17 protein-coding genes are annotated in these 18,406 nt (G+C 60.0%); 7 read left to right on the top strand and 10 right to left on the bottom strand.

Annotated elements, in window-relative coordinates; all coding sequences use genetic code 11:
- Window positions 1-100: 100 nt before the first annotated feature.
- Window positions 101-1,375 (top strand): flavin-containing monooxygenase, encoded by a 1,275-nt coding sequence (locus N7U68_RS18505; RefSeq protein ID WP_263047766.1) that lies wholly within the window; start codon window positions 101-103, stop codon window positions 1,373-1,375.
- Between the two features lie 9 nt (window positions 1,376-1,384).
- Here the strand turns inward: N7U68_RS18505 and N7U68_RS18510 are convergent, their stop codons facing one another.
- Window positions 1,385-2,620 carry a urate hydroxylase PuuD gene (locus tag N7U68_RS18510; RefSeq protein ID WP_263047767.1) on the bottom strand — a complete coding sequence of 412 codons (1,236 nt, stop codon included), beginning with the start codon at window positions 2,618-2,620 and terminating at the stop codon, window positions 1,385-1,387.
- A gap of 97 nt (window positions 2,621-2,717) precedes the next feature.
- Here N7U68_RS18510 and N7U68_RS18515 point away from each other — a divergent pair, with 97 nt between their 5' ends.
- On the top strand, window positions 2,718-3,650 hold the full coding sequence (locus N7U68_RS18515) for a LysR family transcriptional regulator (protein WP_263047768.1): 933 nt from the start codon (window positions 2,718-2,720) through the stop codon (window positions 3,648-3,650).
- On the opposite strand, the gene uraH is transcribed toward N7U68_RS18515, so the two are convergent.
- Window positions 3,635-3,988 carry a hydroxyisourate hydrolase gene (uraH, locus tag N7U68_RS18520; RefSeq protein ID WP_165193112.1) on the bottom strand — a complete coding sequence of 118 codons (354 nt, stop codon included), beginning with the start codon at window positions 3,986-3,988 and terminating at the stop codon, window positions 3,635-3,637. The genes N7U68_RS18515 and uraH overlap by 16 nt on opposite strands.
- A gap of 142 nt (window positions 3,989-4,130) precedes the next feature.
- Between uraH and puuE the strand changes: the two genes are divergently transcribed.
- Window positions 4,131-5,543 carry an allantoinase PuuE gene (puuE, locus tag N7U68_RS18525; protein WP_263047769.1) on the top strand — a complete coding sequence of 471 codons (1,413 nt, stop codon included), beginning with the start codon at window positions 4,131-4,133 and terminating at the stop codon, window positions 5,541-5,543.
- Entirely contained in the window at window positions 5,540-6,025 is a 486-nt protein-coding gene (locus N7U68_RS18530; protein WP_263047770.1) for an ureidoglycolate lyase, read from the top strand. Before puuE ends, N7U68_RS18530 begins: the two co-directional genes overlap by 4 nt.
- A 31-nt stretch (window positions 6,026-6,056) precedes the next feature.
- On the opposite strand, the gene N7U68_RS18535 is transcribed toward N7U68_RS18530, so the two are convergent.
- Together N7U68_RS18535 and bhcA are read right to left on the bottom strand one after the other, a co-directional pair.
- On the bottom strand, window positions 6,057-6,563 hold the full coding sequence (locus tag N7U68_RS18535; protein WP_263047771.1) for an AmiS/UreI family transporter: 507 nt from the start codon (window positions 6,561-6,563) through the stop codon (window positions 6,057-6,059).
- A 551-nt stretch (window positions 6,564-7,114) separates the two neighbouring features.
- Window positions 7,115-8,305, bottom strand: coding sequence for an L-aspartate--glyoxylate aminotransferase BhcA (gene bhcA / locus N7U68_RS18540; protein ID WP_263047772.1), 1,191 nt, complete (start codon window positions 8,303-8,305; stop codon window positions 7,115-7,117).
- 182 nt (window positions 8,306-8,487) lie between these two features.
- Between bhcA and bhcR the strand changes: the two genes are divergently transcribed.
- Complete coding sequence (gene bhcR / locus N7U68_RS18545; protein ID WP_263047773.1) at window positions 8,488-9,321, top strand: HTH-type transcriptional regulator BhcR; 834 nt, start codon at window positions 8,488-8,490, stop codon at window positions 9,319-9,321.
- A 17-nt stretch (window positions 9,322-9,338) separates the two neighbouring features.
- Here the strand turns inward: bhcR and N7U68_RS18550 are convergent, their stop codons facing one another.
- The gene (locus tag N7U68_RS18550) at window positions 9,339-10,169 is read right to left on the bottom strand and encodes a bifunctional allantoicase/(S)-ureidoglycine aminohydrolase (RefSeq protein WP_165193100.1); all 831 of its coding nucleotides are present in this window, start codon (window positions 10,167-10,169) and stop codon (window positions 9,339-9,341) included.
- A gap of 257 nt (window positions 10,170-10,426) precedes the next feature.
- On the opposite strand from N7U68_RS18550, the gene hutC reads away from it, so the two are divergent.
- Complete coding sequence (gene hutC, locus N7U68_RS18555) at window positions 10,427-11,116, top strand: histidine utilization transcriptional repressor HutC (protein WP_263047774.1); 690 nt, start codon at window positions 10,427-10,429, stop codon at window positions 11,114-11,116.
- 61 nt (window positions 11,117-11,177) lie between these two features.
- Here hutC and hutU read toward each other — a convergent pair whose 3' ends face one another.
- From hutU to hutI, 4 genes are read right to left on the bottom strand one after another with little or no spacing between them, the layout of a single operon-like run.
- Window positions 11,178-12,845 carry a urocanate hydratase gene (hutU, locus tag N7U68_RS18560; protein WP_263047775.1) on the bottom strand — a complete coding sequence of 556 codons (1,668 nt, stop codon included), beginning with the start codon at window positions 12,843-12,845 and terminating at the stop codon, window positions 11,178-11,180.
- Entirely contained in the window at window positions 12,842-13,642 is an 801-nt protein-coding gene (hutG, locus tag N7U68_RS18565; protein ID WP_263047776.1) for an N-formylglutamate deformylase, read from the bottom strand. Before hutG ends, hutU begins: the two co-directional genes overlap by 4 nt.
- Window positions 13,639-15,177: a histidine ammonia-lyase gene (hutH, locus tag N7U68_RS18570; protein ID WP_263047777.1), complete on the bottom strand. Its 1,539-nt coding sequence runs from the start codon at window positions 15,175-15,177 to the stop codon at window positions 13,639-13,641. The genes hutG and hutH overlap by 4 nt, the downstream gene beginning before the upstream one ends.
- A complete protein-coding gene (hutI, locus tag N7U68_RS18575) occupies window positions 15,174-16,385 on the bottom strand; it encodes an imidazolonepropionase (protein WP_165193090.1) in 1,212 nt (403 codons plus the stop codon). The genes hutH and hutI overlap by 4 nt, the downstream gene beginning before the upstream one ends.
- A gap of 87 nt (window positions 16,386-16,472) precedes the next feature.
- Between hutI and N7U68_RS18580 the strand changes: the two genes are divergently transcribed.
- The gene (locus N7U68_RS18580; RefSeq protein ID WP_263047778.1) at window positions 16,473-17,831 is read left to right on the top strand and encodes a formimidoylglutamate deiminase; all 1,359 of its coding nucleotides are present in this window, start codon (window positions 16,473-16,475) and stop codon (window positions 17,829-17,831) included.
- On the opposite strand, the gene N7U68_RS18585 is transcribed toward N7U68_RS18580, so the two are convergent.
- Entirely contained in the window at window positions 17,792-18,379 is a 588-nt protein-coding gene (locus N7U68_RS18585) for a HutD/Ves family protein (RefSeq protein WP_263047779.1), read from the bottom strand. The genes N7U68_RS18580 and N7U68_RS18585 overlap by 40 nt on opposite strands.
- Between the last annotated feature and the right edge of the window lie 27 nt (window positions 18,380-18,406).

The raw sequence follows: 18,406 nt of genomic DNA on the forward strand, positions 1-18,406 counted from the left end.
CTGAATGATATCATGTTTTTCGTGGCGGGGCCTTGTCGATAGGGTTGTCCGAACGCTCCGCCGCTGGCGGTGATGATAGGACATGGGAAAGGGCGCATGGATGCCGGTTGAAAAAATTAATACACTTGTCGTCGGCGGCGGTCAGGCCGGCGTCGCGATGAGCGAACATCTTGGCAACAATGGTATCCCCCATCTGGTACTGGAGCGCGACCGCATCGCGGAACGCTGGCGCACCGCGCGCTGGGATAGTCTGGTCGCCAACGGACCTGCATGGCATGATCGGTTTCCCGGCATGGAATTCCCTGATTTCGATCCCGATGCCTTTCCGGGCAAAGAGGCCGTCGCGGATTACTTTGTCGAGTATGCCAAGAAGATCGACGCCCCCATCCGCTGCGGTGTCGAGGTCAAGTCCGTGCGCCGCAACGAGGGCCGCGCCGGGTTCACCGCCCTGACGTCACAGGGTGTTATCGAGGCGCAGCACGTGGTTGCGGCCACTGGCCCGTTTCAAAAGCCTGTGTTCCCAGAGATCATTCCGGCCGAAGCCGACCTGATGCAGATCCATTCCAATGCTTACCGCAACCCTGATCAGTTGCCCGCAGGGGCCGTGATGGTTGTGGGGGCAGGGGCGTCGGGCGCGCAAATCGCCGAAGAGCTACAGCAATCCGGGCGGCAGGTTACGCTATCGGTTGGCCCGCACGACCGCCCCCCGCGCAGCTATCGCGGGCGCGACTTCGTCTGGTGGCTGGGCGTTCTGGGCAAATGGGACATGCAGACACCCGGTCCGGGAACCGAGCATGTGACCTTTGCCGTGAGTGGCGCCAATGGTGGCAATACCGTGGACTACCGGCGCTTTGCCGCGATGGGCATGACACTGGTAGGACGCACCGAGAACTATGAGAACGGCACATTGCGCTTTTCCGGCGAATTGCCCAACAGCATCGCGCATGGCGACCGGAACTACCTGTCGGTTCTGGATGAGGCAGACGCCTATGCAGAACGCAATGGCCTCGACATGCCGACAGACCCAGCCGCGCGGCAGATGCTGGAGGACCCCGATTGCATCCGCGACCCGATCCGCGCGTTGGATATTGCCGCGGCGGGGATCACATCGGTAATCTGGGCCACTGGCTATACGCAGGATTATAGCTGGTTGCAGGTGGATGCGTTCAACGACGCTGGCAAGCCCGATCATCGACGTGGTGTATCAACCGAGCCGGGCGTTTACTTTGTCGGATTGCCGTGGCTGTCACGGCGCGGATCGTCGTTTATCTGGGGGGTATGGCATGACGCCAAGTTTGTGGCCGATCACATCGCGACACAGCAGACCTATCTGGAATACACGCCCGCCGCATCGGCACAGACAATCGACGCCTGAGCCACTGCTCTACTCAGCGCGCGCCTGTCGAAACCACGCGATGATGGCGGCGCGGTTCTGGTCGGTCATGGTCCGAATGGCATTAGGCGGCGGCATGGCATGGGTTACACCGGCCTGAAGGTAAATCGCCTGCGCGTGCCGCGCGACATCGCTCTGGGTTTCCAGCACCACGCCCTTGGGCGGCCAGCGAATGCCGTCCCAGACCGGTTCGCGCGCGTGGCACATCGAACAATTGCCCAGCACGATGTCATAGGCTTTGTCGAACCCGTCCGCCGCTGCGAATTGCTGTTCCTGCGACGTCAGCGGGCGTGCCTCGGCATCATCATAGCTATCGAGCAGCGGCGCGGTCGACAGCCACGCAATCACCACCATCAACAGAATCGTTACCGCCCATGTCCAGTGCGGCCCTTTCCCAGTGGCATGCATGGTGTTGAAATAATGCCGGATAGTGACGCCCGTGAGAAAAATCAGGCTGGCGATGATCCAGCTATGTTCTGTCGCAAAGGCCAGCGGGTAATGATTGCTCAGCATCAAAAACACGACCGGCAACGTCAGATAGTTGTTATGGGTCGACCGCAGCTTGGCTATTTTGCCATATTTCGGATCGGGCGTGCGACCTTCTTTCAGGTCTTTCACCACGATACGCTGGTTCGGCATGATGATGAAAAACACATTCGCGGTCATGATCGTCGCAGTGAATGCACCCAGATGCAGCAGGGCGGCACGCCCGGTGAATATCTGGGCATAGCCCCATGACATGACCACGAGGATCACGAACAACAGCAGCATCAGCAGGGTCGGGGTTTCGCCCAGCCGAGATTTGCACATGAAATCATAGGCAATCCAGCCGATGGTCAGCGACCCGCCGGAAATCGCAATACCCTGCCACAGCGCGAGATCGGCCTTGGTCGGGTCCAGCAGATACAGTTCGCCACCAACCCAATAGACGATCATCAGCAGCGCCGCACCAGATAGCCACGTCGTATAGCTCTGCCATTTGTGCCAGATCAGGTGCTCTGGCATGTTTTCCGGCGCGACCATGTATTTCTGGATATGGTAGAAACCGCCACCATGTACCTGCCATTCCTCGCCTGAGGCACCGACAGGCATGTTGGGCGCTTTCTTCAGCCCCAGATCGAGTGCGATAAAGTAGAACGATGCCCCGATCCACGCCATTGCGGTGACCACATGCAGCCATCGCACGGCAAAGCCGACCCAATCCCACATAAGGGCGAGATCATACATGACGTGCCTCCTCAGATTCGCTGCGATCAGACTAGGTGGAAACCAACTTTTCTGGTATTGCCTCTAATATCCTAGCTGTATCAAAAAAAGCAGAACAGTGTCCTATTTTGATAACATTCGTACGTTCGTCCGGGTTTATGAACTGGGCAGCATGTCCGCCGCAGGGCGCGACCTGCGGATATCGCCGGCGGTGACATCTTCGCGCATTTCCCAACTCGAAACTCATCTGGGTGTGCGTCTGTTTCAGCGCACCACCCGCAATCTGACGGCGACAGAACAGGGCAGGGCGTTCTATGGCGGCGCGTGTCAGGTGCTGGAATCTGTCGAAGCCGCCGAGGCGCAAGTGGTGGACATTACCGAACACCCGCGCGGATCGCTCTATGTGGCCGCGCCCTTGGGGGTGGGGCGACGTCTGATCGCGCCACAGGTGCCCGGCTTTCTGGCGGCTTACCCGGATGTAAACGTACGGTTGCGCCTGACAGATCGTAAGGTTGACCTAACCACCGAAGGGCTGGACCTCGCGTTTTTCCTCGGGCAGCCCGAGGATAGCAATCTGCGGATCAAGAAGATCGCCGATGTGACCCGTGTCCTGTGTGCCTCACCGGATTATATCGCGGCGCATGGGCACCCGCGCTCTGGCGATGAGATTGACATGGGACAGCACGAATGTCTCAAGCTGCGCTTTCCCGGCGCGACCGAATTTCAATGGCCGCTGCTGACGCCGGACGGCCCCAAACGGTTCCGCGCGCATGGCCGGTTCGAATGTGATGATGGCGATATACTGGTGGATTGGGCGCTGGCCGGGCACGGAATCACGCTGAAACCCGTCTTTGAGGTGGCCGAGCACCTGAAGTCCGGCGCGCTGGTGGTGGTGGCCGAGGACACGCCGCCCGAACCGATCCAGATGGCGTGCCTGTTCACCCATCGCCGCCATCAGGATCCCAAGACGCGGCTTTTCATGGAGTTCGTGATCGACCGGATCGGCAATGTAGTCCGGGATACCAGGGCAGAGCCTCAGCTACCGCGATAGGTCGAATACCCGAACGGCGACAGCAGCAGCGGTACATGATAATGCACATCTTCGGACATGCCAAAACGCAGCGGGATCACGTCCAGAAAACGCGGGCCTTCCTGTACCACACCCGTCCGGGTCAGGTAATCGCCCGCGTGAAAGAGCAATTCGTATGTTCCGGCCTGAAATTCTGCGGCAGGCAAAATCTGCGCATCGGTCCGCCCGTCATCGTTGGTAACAAGGGTTTTCAGATGATGGCGCTCTGATCCGTCAATACGGTACAGTTCGATCGTCAGCCCGTCGGCGGGGCAGCCACGCGCCGTATCCAATACATGGGTGGTCAGATAGCCGGACATGAGAATCTCCTGTATTTTCCCCACTGTCTCAACTGTGCATGATTGACGCAAACCCTGACAGGCTTAAGGCTGCTTTTCATCTTATTTGAAAAACAAATATATTGTTCTGAAATACAAGCATCCCACACGAGGAGGATGAAACGTGATCAGGTACCCGCGCGACATGACCGGTTATGGCGCAACGCCACCCGCCCCGAACTGGCCGAATGGCGCGAAAATCGCCGTGCAGATCGTGCTGAACTACGAGGAAGGTGGCGAAAACAACATCCTGCACGGCGATGCCGCGTCCGAAGCGTTCCTGTCCGAGATCACCGGCGCGCAGCCATGGGCGGGTCAGCGGCATTGGAACATGGAATCGATCTATGAATATGGCGCGCGCGCCGGGTTCTGGCGCGTACACCGGATGCTGGGTGATCTGCCGGTGACGGTTTACGGTGTCGCCACTGCGCTGGCACGCGCGCCTGAGCCGGTCGCCGCGATGAAGTCATCTGGCTGGGAAATCGCCAGCCATGGACTGAAATGGGTCGAACACAAGGACATGCCAGAGGACGAAGAACGCGCCGCCATCGCGCAGGCCATCGCCCTGCATACAGAGATCGTGGGCGCGGCCCCGCGTGGCTGGTACACCGGGCGCTGTTCCAACAACACCATGCGTCTGGCGGCAGAGACGGGCCAGTTTGCCTATATCGCGGACAGCTATGCCGATGATCTGCCTTATTGGATGCACACAGGGGGGCGCGATCAACTGGTCGTGCCCTACACGATGGATTGCAACGATATGCGCTTTGCCATTCAGGCAGGCTTTACCACCGGCGACCAGTTCGAAAGCTACCTCAAGGACAGCTTTGACTGCCTCTATGCCGAGGGTGTCGCGGGCCAGCCCAAGATGCTGTCCATCGGGTTGCATTGCCGGATTATCGGACGGCCGGGGCGGGCGGCTGCCCTGCGTCGTGCCATCGAATATTTCCAATCGCACGAGGGCGTCTGGTTCGCCACCCGGCTTCAGATCGCCGAACATTGGACCAAGGAACATCCACCAGTGACCCAAAGCCGCCCATCCCAGATGGATCGCGAGACATTCGTCGCTGAATTTGGCGGCATTTTTGAACATAGCCCGTGGATCGCCGAACGGGCTTATGACCTAGAACTCGGTCCGACCCATGACACGGCGGCAGGTGTGCATCAGGCGCTTGCCCGGATATTCCGTAGGGCAGGGGCAGACCAGCGGCTGGCCGTGCTGACTGCCCATCCGGATCTGGCGGGTAAACTGGCCGAGGCTGAACGCCTGACGGCAGACTCCTCAGCCGAACAGGCCTCTGTCGGGCTGAATGCGCTGACAGATGACGAACGCGCAACGTTCACCGCGCTGAACGATGCCTACATGTCGAAATTTGGCTTTCCGTTCATTATCGCTGTGCGCGACAACACCAAGGCGACGATCATGGACGCCTTTCGCAGACGCGTCGAGCATGACCGAGACACGGAATTCGTCGAAGCCTGCCGTCAAGTCGAACGCATCGCAGAACTGCGCCTGCAAGCGAAGTTTTCAACATGAGTACGCGGATCAGAATTGAGCCACTGTCTGTCGAGGCGTTCGCACCCTACGGCGATCTGATGCAGGCATCGGGCCCCCCGGACAAGCTGATCAATCTTGGCAGGTGCGGCCGCTTTCACGACCGTGCGCGACTCGATTTTGCCGATGGTCGCGCCGGGATCAGCATTTTTCAGGCCGAGGTCGAAACGCTACCCTTGGCGCTGCAGTTGGTCGAGCGGCACCCCGAAGGCAGTCAGGCTTTTGTGCCGATGTCGTTTGATCCCTTCCTCGTCGTCGTCGCCACGGACGCGGGCGGCGTGCCGCAAAATCCCCGCGCTTTCATGACCGCGCCGGGGCAGGCGATCAATTTTCATCGTGGCACATGGCACGGCGTGCTGGCCCCGCTCTGTGCGCCGGGACTATTTGCCGTGATCGACCGGATCGGCGATGGTGCGAACCTTGAGGAATATTGGTTCGACACGCCGTATATAATCGAGGAATAACAAGAGGCGATGATGGTTCAGGGCAGCCGCATCAAAACCCGTAAAGCAGTGCCAGCCCCGGTGCCCAGCCCGTCGTGACGCCGATCCACGAGGTCACGATCCCGGCCATGCGCTTGATCGGCCAGCCTGCCACATGCCGCAGGAATGTGAGAAACCACAGCACCGTCCACGCCGCCCATGACAGCGCCAGCCAGACATCCATCGCCACCTGCGCTGTGGCCAGCCCGGTCACGGCCATTGGAATGACGGTGATGGCGACAAACAGGCTGAACCAGCCCAGCCCGCGCTCGTCGCAATCATAAATCTGGTTATACGCGACCCACAGATAGGTGATCGCAAAGAGCAGCGTCATCGCAGCGAGGCGCACACCCTCCAGACTGTCCGCCAGAACGGCGGAATGGAGCGCGACCAGAAACGAGATGCCCGCCACCACCAGATTGATCACGATGATTTCGCGGCTCGCGATCCTGCCGCATTGCCACAGGCCGTTCAGGAACAGAACAGCCCCGACATAGAGCAGCGACAAGCCCACCATCATAATGTACTCCCGTTATTTGCGGTGTAGGTCCTGTCTAGCCTGAAAATCTGTGCTGGCGAGTGCCGTTTTGGACCTGTGCGCCAGTTTTCCGTGTCGCGTGGCATTTGGGATGTCTGCCCGGCCTGCTTGGACGCACGCGTGCGCTAAACGCGGGTCCGAGGGTAGGCAACCTCACAGGAAAACAAGCAGCTGTTTTTCATGCGACCGCATCCGCGGTTCAAGAGCTAATTTAAAGAATTACTTTGATCTTATATCATGCTGAAAATGAATTACAAATTCACTTATATTGCCGCGCCATTTTCTGTCGAATGGCCGTCCACATGCGCAGTCATGGCCAGATATTGTGATCCGAGATTCGTATCATCAAACAGGGTGATTTCATCGTCTGATACCCGCGCTGATGTGTGCCGTCGATGACGGCAACCCGTGTCCCGGTCAAACCGGAACACGGTGGAGTGATGGTTGATATTGCCGCGCGATCCCCCGTCGTTGGACGAAGAGTCCTCGGCCTTCAGCCCTAGCGCTATGCCCGGCGGGTCATCGCCCCGGCATCATGCAGCATACCTCTGGGCCGCGATCCCATTCGCCCGGTAATGCTCCTGCGCGGCGGCAACGCCGGATCCCAGCCTGATATTCAGCCCCAGATCGACCATGCACATCTCGGCGGTGGCCAATCCGCTGAGCATCATCACGTCAGTCAGGCTGCCCAGATGCCCGATGCGGAAAACCTTGCCCGCGACCTCGCCCAGTCCAACGCCAAAGGCAACGCCGTAGGTGTCGGCGGCGTGGGTCACGATATCGGTGGCATTGAACCCATCTGGTGTGCGGATGGCACTGACGGAGTCAGAGTATAGATCCGGGGTGGCGGCGCACAGATCCAACCCCCATGCGTCCACGGCGGCGCGCACGCCCTCTGCGATCCGTGTGTGTCGGGCAAAAACGTTTTCCAGCCCTTCTTCCAGCAGCATTTCCAACGACAGCTTCAGCCCGTTCATCAGGCCCACAGGCGGTGTATAGGGGAACGCGTTCGCATTATATCCGGCTTGCATATCATTGATATCAAAGAAAGTACGCGATAAATTGGCATCCTTTGCCGCCGCGATCGCCTTTTCCGAGAACCCAACGATAGCCAGACCCGCAGGCAGCATGAAACCCTTCTGACTGCCCGTCACGGCAACGTCCACACCCCATTCGTCAAACCGAAAATCCATCGACCCGATAGAACTAACGCCATCCACGAAGAGCAGCGCCGGGTGACCGGCAGCATCCAGCGCACGCCGCACGGCTGCGATGTCGGATTTCACACCAGTGGCCGTCTCGTTGTGCGTGGCCAGAACCACCTTGATCTGATGCGTGGTATCCGCACGCAGAATGTCCTCATATTGGTCAGCCGGAATACCCTGTCCCCACGGTGTCTCGACCACTTGAACCGTCAACCCATGCCGCTGGCACATGTCGATCCAGCGATGGCTGAACATGCCGTTACGTGCCGCCAGAACGGTGTCGCCACGACTCAGCGTATTAGAGAGGGCGGTTTCCCAGCCGCCGGTGCCCGTGGACGGAAAGATGAACATCCTGGCGCTATCCGACTTCAGAACCTGCCGTACGCCCTCCAGACAGGGATGCAGGATTTTGCCAAAAACCGGCGACCGGTGGTCGATGGTCGCCATATCGCAGGCCTTGCGTAGTGCCTCGGGCATATTGGTTGGGCCGGGGATGAATACGGGGTTCTGAAAGCTCATCTTGATCTCCTGTTGTTCTGTGATCCGTGACCGTCGATCCCGTTGTAAATCGCTTGGGCTGATGATGATATTTTTTTGAAATCATTTTTCAAAAACCACAAATCAGATAAAAATGATAATTGTCAGCATGTTATGTTTTTCATATAGTGAAATCAATTTTCACATGCTCGGAGGTGGCGGCGATGACAGCACATGAAAATGCCGATGCGGGGCGCAGACGCGCGCGCGGCCGCCCGCGTGACTGGCATGACAAAACGGCGCAGAATACGAACAAAACGCTAGAGCGCGCCATGCGTGTGCTGGAGTTTCTGAGCGAGGCGCAGGGCAAGACTTTGACGGCGCTGGCCAATGATTTGGACGAAGCCCCCGCCACGGTCTACCGCATTCTCGTCACCTACGAAGGTCTCGGCGTGGTCCAGTGCGACATGTCGGATCAGACTTGGTATATCGGTCCTCGCGCCTTTATCATCGGCTCGCGATATCTGCGTCGTACCAGCCTCGTTGATCGCGCGCGCCCTATCTTGCGCGCTTTGATGGAGCAAACCGGAGAAACCGCCAATCTGGGAATCGAGCAGAACGGTCATGTCCTCTTTGTGAGTCAGGTCGAAACCTACGCCAGCATCCGCGCATTTTTTCCTCCCGGCACGCTGACACCCATGCATGCCTCAGGCATTGGCAAGGCACTGCTGGCGGAGATGGATGATCGCCGCCTCGAGAAATTCCTGAACAATGCCCCGCTGGAACGGTTCACCGATTACACCCTCGCTGACCCGGATGCACTGACCAAAGATCTGAGGGCCATCCGTGCGCGCAATTATGCGGTCGACGATCAGGAACGCAACGTCGGTATGCGGTGTGTGGCAGCACCGGTCTTTGATTTCTATAACGAGGCGATCGCGGGCATTTCGGTCTCTGGTCCGACATCGCGTATCGGGATCGAGCAGGTCACGGCACTGGGTCAGGCGGTCGTCGATGCTGCCGACGATCTGACCGAAGCGATGGGCGGTGGGGACTAGATTGTTCGAGGCGCTGCTCAGCCGATGTGGGGCCGTAGCGGCATGTGCCGGTTCACGTCCTTATAGAGCAGATACCGAAACTTGCCCGGTCCGCCTGCATAACAGGCCTGCGGGCAAAATGCGCGCAACCACATGTAATCGCCTGCTTCTACCTCGACCCAATCCTGATTCAGCCGATAAACCGCCTTGCCCTCCAGCACATACAGCCCGTGTTCCATCACATGCGTTTCCGCAAACGGGATCACGGCGCCGGGCTGGAATGTGACGATGGTCACATGCATGTCGTGACGCAGATCGGCGGGATCGACAAAGCGTGTTGTCGCCCATTTGCCGTCTGTGCCGGGCATCTCTGTGGGGGCAATTTCTGTCTCGTTGGTGATGATCACCTCTGGCAGCGGCAGTCCCTCGACTGCCTCATATGCCTTTCTGATCCAGTGAAAGCGTAGCATTGCATCGCCGTTGTTGCGTAGCGTCCAAACAGCACCGGGCGGCAGATAGGCATAACCGCCCGGCGTCATCTCATGTGTGGCACCGTCCACAGCCAACGTTGCCGTACCTTCGACGATAAACAGAACACCCTCGGCCGCCGGATCGGTTTCGGGGCGATCCGACCCGCCGCCCGGCGCGACGTCCATGATGTATTGCGAAAATGTCTCGGCAAAGCCGCTCAAAGGGCGTGATAACACCCATAATCGCGTTCCCTCCCAGAACGGCAGCGCGCTGGTGGTGATGTCGCGCATAGTCCCTTTCGGGATGACAGCATAGCTTTCGGTGAACATGGCGCGGTCGGTTAACAGCTGTTCCTGTCCGGGATGCCCGCCCGTCGGCGCAAAGTATTTTGGAGCCATTGATCACACTCTTTTGGGGGATATTTGCATCAACTATAGGGTCGGGGACAATCAGTGACCACGGTTTTCGCGCAAGTAGAACTTTCTGTAAAATTTTGAAAACTAAGCTGATATTCATGGGCGACAGAAACGTGTGCCGTACTGGCGTGATCCCGGCAGTGGTCGGCATCGGCTTTGGTCCCTGAGCTGCTGCCATATATACATCTAGTGTATTTAGCATTATGAATAGCGTTAATCCCATAGAGGAGCGCGCAGCAATGAAGTCCACCTACCGGGATGTGAAATCCGACATTCTGTCAAAGATAACCAAGGGCGAATGGAAGCCGGGCAGCCTGATACCGAACGAGGTGGAACTGGCCGAGATCTATGGCTGCGCGCGGGCGACGGTTAATCGTGCCATGCGCGAATTGGCCGATGAAGGTCTTATCGAGCGGCGGCGCAAGGCGGGAACGCGGGTGCGCATGGCACCGATCCGGCAGGCACGTTTCGACATTCCCGTTGTGCGCGGCGAGATCGAGGAGAAAGGCGCAGAATATCGCTATTCTCTGGTCAGTCAGGTGGTTGAGGATGTGCCGGATTGGTTGCGCGCACGACTGAAACTCAGTGCAAAGGGGCAGGCACTACATCTGATCTGCATGCACTACGCCGACGGCGATCCCTATCAGCACGAGGATCGCTGGATCAATCTCGCGGCGTTGCCTCAGGCCGAAACCGCAGATTTCCGCGATACCGGCCCGAACGAGTGGCTGGTGTCCACCATCCCCTTTTCCGATGCCGAAATCAGCTTTTCCGCGGCCCTCGCGGACAAAACCATCGCCGAATACCTTAGCAGCGGTATCGGCGATCCGGTGTTCACTGTAGAGCGGTCAACATGGTGGGAGGGGCAGGCGCTGACCTATGTCCGGCTCACCTATCGACCGGGTCATCGCCTGACGACGCGGTATTAGGCGCGGCACTATATAACCTGTCGGTGTGCCGCCACCCGGATCAGCGGCGGCACAGCCTATTTTACAGTATACCGGGCAGGTTCAGGCCATTTTCACGCGCGCAATCCAATGCGATGTCATAGCCCGCATCGGCGTGACGCATGACGCCGGTAGCCGGATCGTTCCACAGCACCCGCGCGATGCGACGGTCGGCATCCTCGGTTCCGTCACAGCAGATCACCATGCCGGAATGCTGGCTGAACCCCATGCCAACCCCACCGCCGTGGTGCAGCGATACCCATGTTGCCCCTGACGCCGTGTTCAGCAGCGCATTCAGCAACGGCCAATCGGACACGGCGTCGCTGCCGTCCTTCATCGCCTCGGTCTCGCGGTTGGGCGACGCGACCGACCCGCTGTCCAGATGGTCGCGGCCGATGACGATGGGGGCTGACAATTCGCCAGTGCGGACCATTTCGTTAAATGCGAGGCCCAGCTTGTGCCGTACGCCCAGACCGACCCAGCAGATACGCGCGGGAAGGCCCTGAAACGCGATCCGTTCGCGCGCCATATCCAGCCAATTGTGCAGATGGCTGTCTTCGGACAGGATTTCCTTCACCTTCGCGTCTGTTTTATAGATGTCCTCGGGATCGCCGGACAGGGCGGCCCAGCGGAACGGCCCGATTCCCCGGCAGAACAGCGGGCGGATATAGGCAGGCACGAAGCCGGGAAAATCGAATGCGTTCTCCAGCCCCTCTTCCAGCGCCATCTGACGGATATTGTTGCCATAATCCACGGTGGGGATGCCCGCAGCGTGGAAATCTACCATCGCCTTGACCTGCACCATCATGGATGCGCGCGCGGCCTTTTCCACCGCCTTGGGATCGCTTTCGCGTTTCTGGCGCCACTCGCCCATTGTCCAGCCCTGCGGCAGATAGCCATTGACCGGATCATGGGCCGATGTCTGGTCGGTGACGATATCCGGGCGCACGCCGCGCCGGACCAGTTCGGGGTAAATATCTGCCGCGTTACCCAGCAGCGCCACGGATTTCGCCTCGCCCGCCTTGGTCCAGCGGTCGATCATCGCCAGTGCTTCGTCCAGATCGTCAGTCTTTTCGTCGACGTAGCGTGTACGCAGGCGGAAATCGATGCTGTCAGGATTACACTCGACAGCCAGACAGCACGCCCCGGCCATCACAGCGGCCAGCGGCTGCGCGCCGCCCATGCCACCCAAGCCGCCGGTCAGAATCCACTTACCCGTCAGATCACCATCATAATGCTGGCGTCCGGCCTCGACAAAAGTCTCATAAGTTCCCTGCACAATCCCTTGAGAACCAATGTAAATCCACGATCCGGCGGTCATCTGACCGTACATCGCCAGACCTTTCTTGTCCAACTCGTTGAAGTGGTCCCAATTGGCCCAATGCGGCACAAGGTTCGAGTTCGCGATAAGCACGCGCGGCGCGTCCTTGTGGGTCTGGAACACGCCCACAGGCTTGCCCGATTGCACCAGCAATGTCTGATCTTCGTCCAGATCACGCAAGCTGGCGACAATGGTATCAAAGTCAGCCCATGTGCGCGCCGCACGGCCAATACCGCCGTAAACCACCAATTCATGCGGGTTCTCGGCCACGTCCGGGTGCAGGTTGTTCATCAGCATCCGCATCGGCGCTTCGGTCAGCCAGCTTTTCGCGGTGATCTCGGTCCCGGTCGCGGGATAGACGTCGCGGGTGTTCTTGCGGGGGTCGCTCATGTGTTGCCTCCTAGGGTCGGGGCCAGATCGGCCAGAGTTGTCAGTATGTTGGATAGAATTGGCCGTAGCCGCGCCGTTTTGTCCGCGTCATAGGCCCAGGGTGCCGCCTCGTCCGTCAGATAGGTGGATTGCGCCAGTTCCATCTGGATCGCGTGGATGCGAGTGTCGGGCTGTCCATAATGGCGGGTGGTCCAGCCCCCCTTGAACCGTCCGTTGATCACCGACGTATAGCCATCCGCGTCCGCGCAAATCTGCGCAACAGCGGATTCAATGGTCGGATCACATGTCGTTCCCAAATTGGTCCCAATGTTGAAATCTGGCAATTTTCCATCAAATAAATAGGGGATAAGTGACCTAATAGAGTGGCAATCGTACAATATTGCGACGCCATGAATATCGCGAACACGGGCCAGTTCGGCCTCCAGAGCAGCGTGATATGGCGCGTGGAACGTCAGGCGGCGCTGCTCGATTTCGTCATCACTGGGCGGGTTGTCCCAGATATCATTGCCGTCGAAATCTGTCAGCGGCACCAGTCCAGTCGTGTTCTGCCCCGGATAGAGCGACGCGCCGGACGGGTCGCGATTGGCATCGATGACATATCGGTGGAACGTCGCGCGCACGGTCGTCGCGCCCTCCAACAACCCGTCATACAGGTCGTGAATATGCCAGTCGGTATCGTCCATCCCCTTGCCGCGCTGGTTCAGCTTGGCGGCGACGACGTCGGGGATATGTGTACCCGTATGTGGCAGGCCTAGGACGATGGGGCTGTCGCCCTGATGGATTTCTACGGCGTTCATGTTGTGATCTCCGGCATAGGGATGGCGGTGGCGGCGGCAATGTCGCCGTTGGCGATGATGTTGGCTGCGCGTTCGAGATCCGGGGCCAGATAGCGATCCTCGCCCAATGTCGCCACGTCCTCGCGGACGCGCGCGACGACACGCTGCAACGCGGCGCTGGTGCTCAGAGGCGCACGAAACTCGATCCCTTGCGCAGCACAGAGCAGCTCGACCCCCAGAATGCGTTCCAGATTGTCGACCATTTGCCCCAGTCGTCGCGCGCCATGCGCCGCCATGCTGACATGGTCCTCCTGGTTGGCTGAGGTGGGCGTGCTGTCGGTGACGCAAGGGTTGGCCAGATGCTTGTTTTCGCTCATCAATGCGGCGGTTGTGACCTCGGCGATCATATAGCCCGAATTCAGCCCCGGATTGCGCGTCAGGAACGGCGGCAGGTTAAAGCTGAGTACCGGATCGACGATCAATGCCACGCGGCGCTGGGCGATCGCGCCAATCTCGGCAATCGCCAGCGCAATCATGTCAGCGGCAAAGCCCACTGGCTCGGCGTGAAAATTGCCCCCCGAGACGATCAGATCGGCCCCCACCAGAACCAGCGGGTTGTCGGTGGCGGCGTTCGCCTCGACCTCCAGTGTGCGTGCGGCCATGCGCAGAACGTCCATCGCGGCACCTGTCACCTGTGGCTGACACCGGATGCAATAGGGATCCTGCACGCGGGCATCGTCGACGACATGGCTCTCTCGGATTTCCGAACCATCCAGCAGCGCGCGCATGGTGGCACCCGCCTCAATCTGGCCTGCATGACCACGCAGGGCGTGGATTTCAGGCTGCAACGGGGCGGTCGAGCCCATGATCGCGTCCGTGCTCAGCGCCGATGTCACCAGCGCCGAATGCGCCGCCTGCCATGCCCCAAACAACCCCGCCAGCGCGAAAGCAGTGGAAAACTGCGTCCCGTTGATCAATGCTAGCCCCTCTTTGGGGCCCAGTTCCACCGGCGTCAGGCCCGCCGCTGCCAGCGCATCGCCGCCCGGCATCACCTTGCCGCCGAACTCGGCTTGCGCCTCGCCCATCATCACGGCAGCCATATGCGCCAGCGGCGCCAGATCGCCCGACGCGCCGACTGACCCTTGGGCCGGGATCACCGGCGTCACGCCTTGTTCCAGCATACCTTCCAGCAGATGCACCAGTTCCAGCCGTACACCGGATGCGCCGCGCCCAAGGCTGAGCAGTTTCAGTGCCATCAGCAGGCGCGCATGACGGCGCGAAATCGCCGGGCCGACACCGCAGCAATGCGACAGGATCAGATTGCGTTGCAGTGTCGCGGTATCTTCGGCCGCGATCTTGACGCTGGCCAGCTTGCCGAACCCGGTGTTCACACCGTAGACGGCATCGCTGCCTGCGACGGCCTTGGCAATACGGTCATGGGCCAGCTGGATCGCGCCGTGACAGGCCGGATCAAGTCGCACCGACGCCTCTTGCCAGTAGATTTGTGCCAGATCTTTCAGGGTCACGGCACCGGGGGTGAGGGTGAGAGTGGTCACGATTGGCCTCCGAAAATGCGGGAATGCAGGGGGTTAAAGCCGATTCGATACGCCAGTTCGGCAGGGTGGCTGACGTTCCACACGGCCAGATCTGCGCGCAAATCTGTCGCGACCCGCCCACAATCGTCAAGCCGCAGCGCAGCAGCAGCATGACGGGTGACGCCTGCCAGCGCCTCTTCTGGCGTCATGCGGAACAGGGTGCAGGCCATGTTCATCGTTAGCAGCAGTGAGGTCATCGGCGATGATCCGGGGTTGCAATCGGTTGCCAGTGCCATCGGCACGCCGTGTTTGCGCAGCGCGGCTATGGGCGGCATCTGCGTCTCGCGCAGGGTATAGAACGCACCGGGCAGCACGACCGCAACGGTACCAGCCTCGGCCATGGCGGCCACGCCGTCCTCGTCCAGATACTCGATATGATCGGCGGACATCGCGCCATAGCTGGCGGCCAGCTTGGCACCGCCCAGATTACTCAGTTGCTCGGCATGCAGTTTCACCGGCAGGCCCAGCTCGCGCGCCACGTCAAACACGCGGGCGATCTGTTCGGGCTGGAACGCGATGCCCTCGCAGAAGCCGTCGACCGCATCCACCAGCCCTTCGGCATGGGCGGCACGCAGGGCGGGAATGCAGACCGTGTCGATATAGGCATCGGCCCCGCCGGTGAATTCCGCGGGCACCGCATGCGCACCTAAAAAGCTGGTCGTGACCCGGACCGGGCGGGTCTGCGCAATGGCGCGCGCGGCGCGCAGCATGCGCAGCTCGGTGTCCTGATCTAGCCCGTAGCCCGATTTGATCTCCAGCACGCAGGTTCCCTCGGCCAGCATCGCATCGACACGGGGCAGGGCGCTGGCGATCAGCGCCTCCTCTGTTGCGGCACGGGTCGCCGTCACGGTCGACACGATCCCGCCGCCGGCGCGTGCGACTTCTTCGTAGCTGGCACCATTCAGGCGCATCTCGAATTCCACAGCGCGGTCGCCGCCGTGGACGATGTGCGTGTGGCAATCAATCAGCCCCGGCGTCACCAGTCGCCCGCCCAGCGATATCTGCGTCTGTGCGCTATAGTCCTGCGGCAGATCGGCTTTGGGTCCGGTCCATGCAACCTTGCCTTTTGACACCACAATTGCCGCATCTTCGATCAGACCATAGGCTGTGTCCGATACTTCCATCGTTGCCACAGTCAGGTCAGTGTAAACTTGGGTATTGTCGGTCATCGCGAGTCTCCGGGGATGTCGATTTCTCTTTTCTAGTACGAATTAATATGAAATATGTCTATACATAAAAACACGAAGGAACGTCAGATGATCTTTGCAAAGCGCGCATTATTGCCGACAGGATGGACCGACAATGTACGTCTGTCCGCAGCGGGCGGCAAGGTGACTGAAATCGACACAGGTACGACCGCCACGCCGGGCGATGTCACTGTGGATACGCTACTGCCTGCGCTGGCCAACCTGCACAGCCACAGCTTTCAGCGCGCGATGGCCGGCATGACCGAATACCGCATGGCGGGCAAAGACAGCTTCTGGACATGGCGCGACCTGATGTACCGCTTTACCGAGACGCTGACACCTGATCAAATCGAAGCGATCGCTGCACTGGTGTTTCTCGAAATGCAGGAGGCAGGATATGCCAGCGTCGGCGAGTTTCATTACCTGCACCATCAACCCGGCGGCACGCCCTATGATGATCTGGGAGAGTTGTCGGCGCGTATCGCCGCCGCCGCCGCCCGAACCGAGATCGGCCTGACACATCTGCCGGTGCTTTATACCTATGGCGGGGCAGGGCAGGTGGCGCTGCAGTCCGGGCAGGCGCGGTTCGGCAACCCGGTTGACCGTTTTGCCGATCTGGTGGATCGCGCACGCGTCGCCGTGGGTCAGTTGCCGCCCGATTGTACCGTGGGCATCGCGCCGCACTCGCTGCGCGCCACATCGCCAGGTGATTTGCGTGCGGTCTTGGCTGCACATGACGCCGGGCCGATCCACATCCACATCGCGGAACAACCCAAGGAAGTTGAGGATATACAGGCGTGGCTGGGTGCGCGCCCGGTCGAATGGCTGCTCGGCAATGCCCCCGTCGGTGCCGACTGGTGTCTGATTCACGCCACCCACATGACCGACGCCGAAACGCGCGACATGGCGCATTCCGGTGCCGTGGCCGGGCTGTGTCCGATCACCGAGGCCAATCTGGGCGATGGCCCCTTCAACGGCCCCGCCTATCTGGACGCCGGGGGGCAATTCGGGCTGGGATCAGATTCAAACGTGCGGATCTCCCTGACAGAGGAATTGCGCACGCTGGAATATTCCCAACGTCTGCGCGACATCGCCCGCAACGTGATGGTAGTTGGCGAAGGATCGGTTGGCGAAACGCTTTATACCCGCGCCGCACAGGGCGGTGCGCAGGCGCTGGGCCGTGGCACCGGACAGATCGCCGTGGGGCAACTTGCCGATCTGGTGGCAATTGACGGCACCGATCCCGCACTCTGCGCGCTGCGGTCCGATCAGCTGCTCGATGGTCTGTGTTTCGCCGCCAGCGACAACGTCGTGACCGATCTATGGTCGGCGGGACGACACGCTGTTCGCGACGGGCGGCATATTGCGCGTGACCGGATCGTGGCCGATTACCGCGCCGCGATGGCCAGCTTGATGGCAGCGCTCTGATCCAGATAGTGCAGGCGAATTTCCAGCATCGCGTCGCCGGCCTTCAGGGTCGGCGATGCAGCACTATTGCCTGCAAAAATGGTATCACCGGGCGACAGGGATACGCCGTCAATCACCGGCGTCCCGGCCAACCCGTGAAACGCGATCATTCCCGCGCTGGCAGCCGACACCGCAGGCTCACATGGTCCGCGATGCACGATCACCTCGCCATCACAGATTGACGGATCGAACATCAGGTTGAGGTCAGTCAACGGGCCATCGGTGAGACGGGCAAACACCTTCAGCGCACCGTCAAAGCGCACAGGCGACCAAAGCGACGCGTTCAGCACACCAGTCGCGTGCTCCAGATCGACACCGCCGCCCGAGACAACGGTCAGAATCCGCACCACGCCCGAAAAATCCGAAAATGGGCCATCCTGCGCCACATCCGCCCGGCTCAAACGCCATGCGGTTCGTGATCCCAACGTTGCCGTGGCGATCTCTCTGGTGATGCCTCCGCCGTTTTTCCACGGGACGTCGATCAGGTCGGTATGACGTAAGATTTCCATCGGCTCGGCCCTTGTGTTGCACGTCTT

This window comes from Roseovarius pelagicus, from assembly GCF_025639885.1.
Classification (GTDB): domain Bacteria; phylum Pseudomonadota; class Alphaproteobacteria; order Rhodobacterales; family Rhodobacteraceae; genus Roseovarius; species Roseovarius pelagicus.

Excerpts from the sequence above, each read along its gene's own strand:
- N7U68_RS18505 (WP_263047766.1), top strand. The coding sequence starts at position 101 with ATGCCGGTTGAAAAAATTAATACACTTGTCGTCGGCGGCGGTCAGGCC.
- N7U68_RS18510 (WP_263047767.1), bottom strand. The coding sequence starts at position 2,620 with ATGTATGATCTCGCCCTTATGTGGGATTGGGTCGGCTTTGCCGTGCGA.
- uraH (WP_165193112.1), bottom strand. The coding sequence starts at position 3,988 with ATGTCCGGCTATCTGACCACCCATGTATTGGATACGGCGCGTGGCTGC.
- N7U68_RS18530 (WP_263047770.1), top strand. The coding sequence starts at position 5,540 with ATGAGTACGCGGATCAGAATTGAGCCACTGTCTGTCGAGGCGTTCGCA.
- N7U68_RS18535 (WP_263047771.1), bottom strand. The coding sequence starts at position 6,563 with ATGATGGTGGGCTTGTCGCTGCTCTATGTCGGGGCTGTTCTGTTCCTG.
- bhcA (WP_263047772.1), bottom strand. The coding sequence starts at position 8,305 with ATGAGCTTTCAGAACCCCGTATTCATCCCCGGCCCAACCAATATGCCC.
- bhcR (WP_263047773.1), top strand. The coding sequence starts at position 8,488 with ATGACAGCACATGAAAATGCCGATGCGGGGCGCAGACGCGCGCGCGGC.
- N7U68_RS18550 (WP_165193100.1), bottom strand. The coding sequence starts at position 10,169 with ATGGCTCCAAAATACTTTGCGCCGACGGGCGGGCATCCCGGACAGGAA.
- hutC (WP_263047774.1), top strand. The coding sequence starts at position 10,427 with ATGAAGTCCACCTACCGGGATGTGAAATCCGACATTCTGTCAAAGATA.
- hutU (WP_263047775.1), bottom strand. The coding sequence starts at position 12,845 with ATGAGCGACCCCCGCAAGAACACCCGCGACGTCTATCCCGCGACCGGG.
- hutG (WP_263047776.1), bottom strand. The coding sequence starts at position 13,642 with ATGAACGCCGTAGAAATCCATCAGGGCGACAGCCCCATCGTCCTAGGC.
- hutI (WP_165193090.1), bottom strand. The coding sequence starts at position 16,385 with ATGACCGACAATACCCAAGTTTACACTGACCTGACTGTGGCAACGATG.
- N7U68_RS18580 (WP_263047778.1), top strand. The coding sequence starts at position 16,473 with ATGATCTTTGCAAAGCGCGCATTATTGCCGACAGGATGGACCGACAAT.
- N7U68_RS18585 (WP_263047779.1), bottom strand. The coding sequence starts at position 18,379 with ATGGAAATCTTACGTCATACCGACCTGATCGACGTCCCGTGGAAAAAC.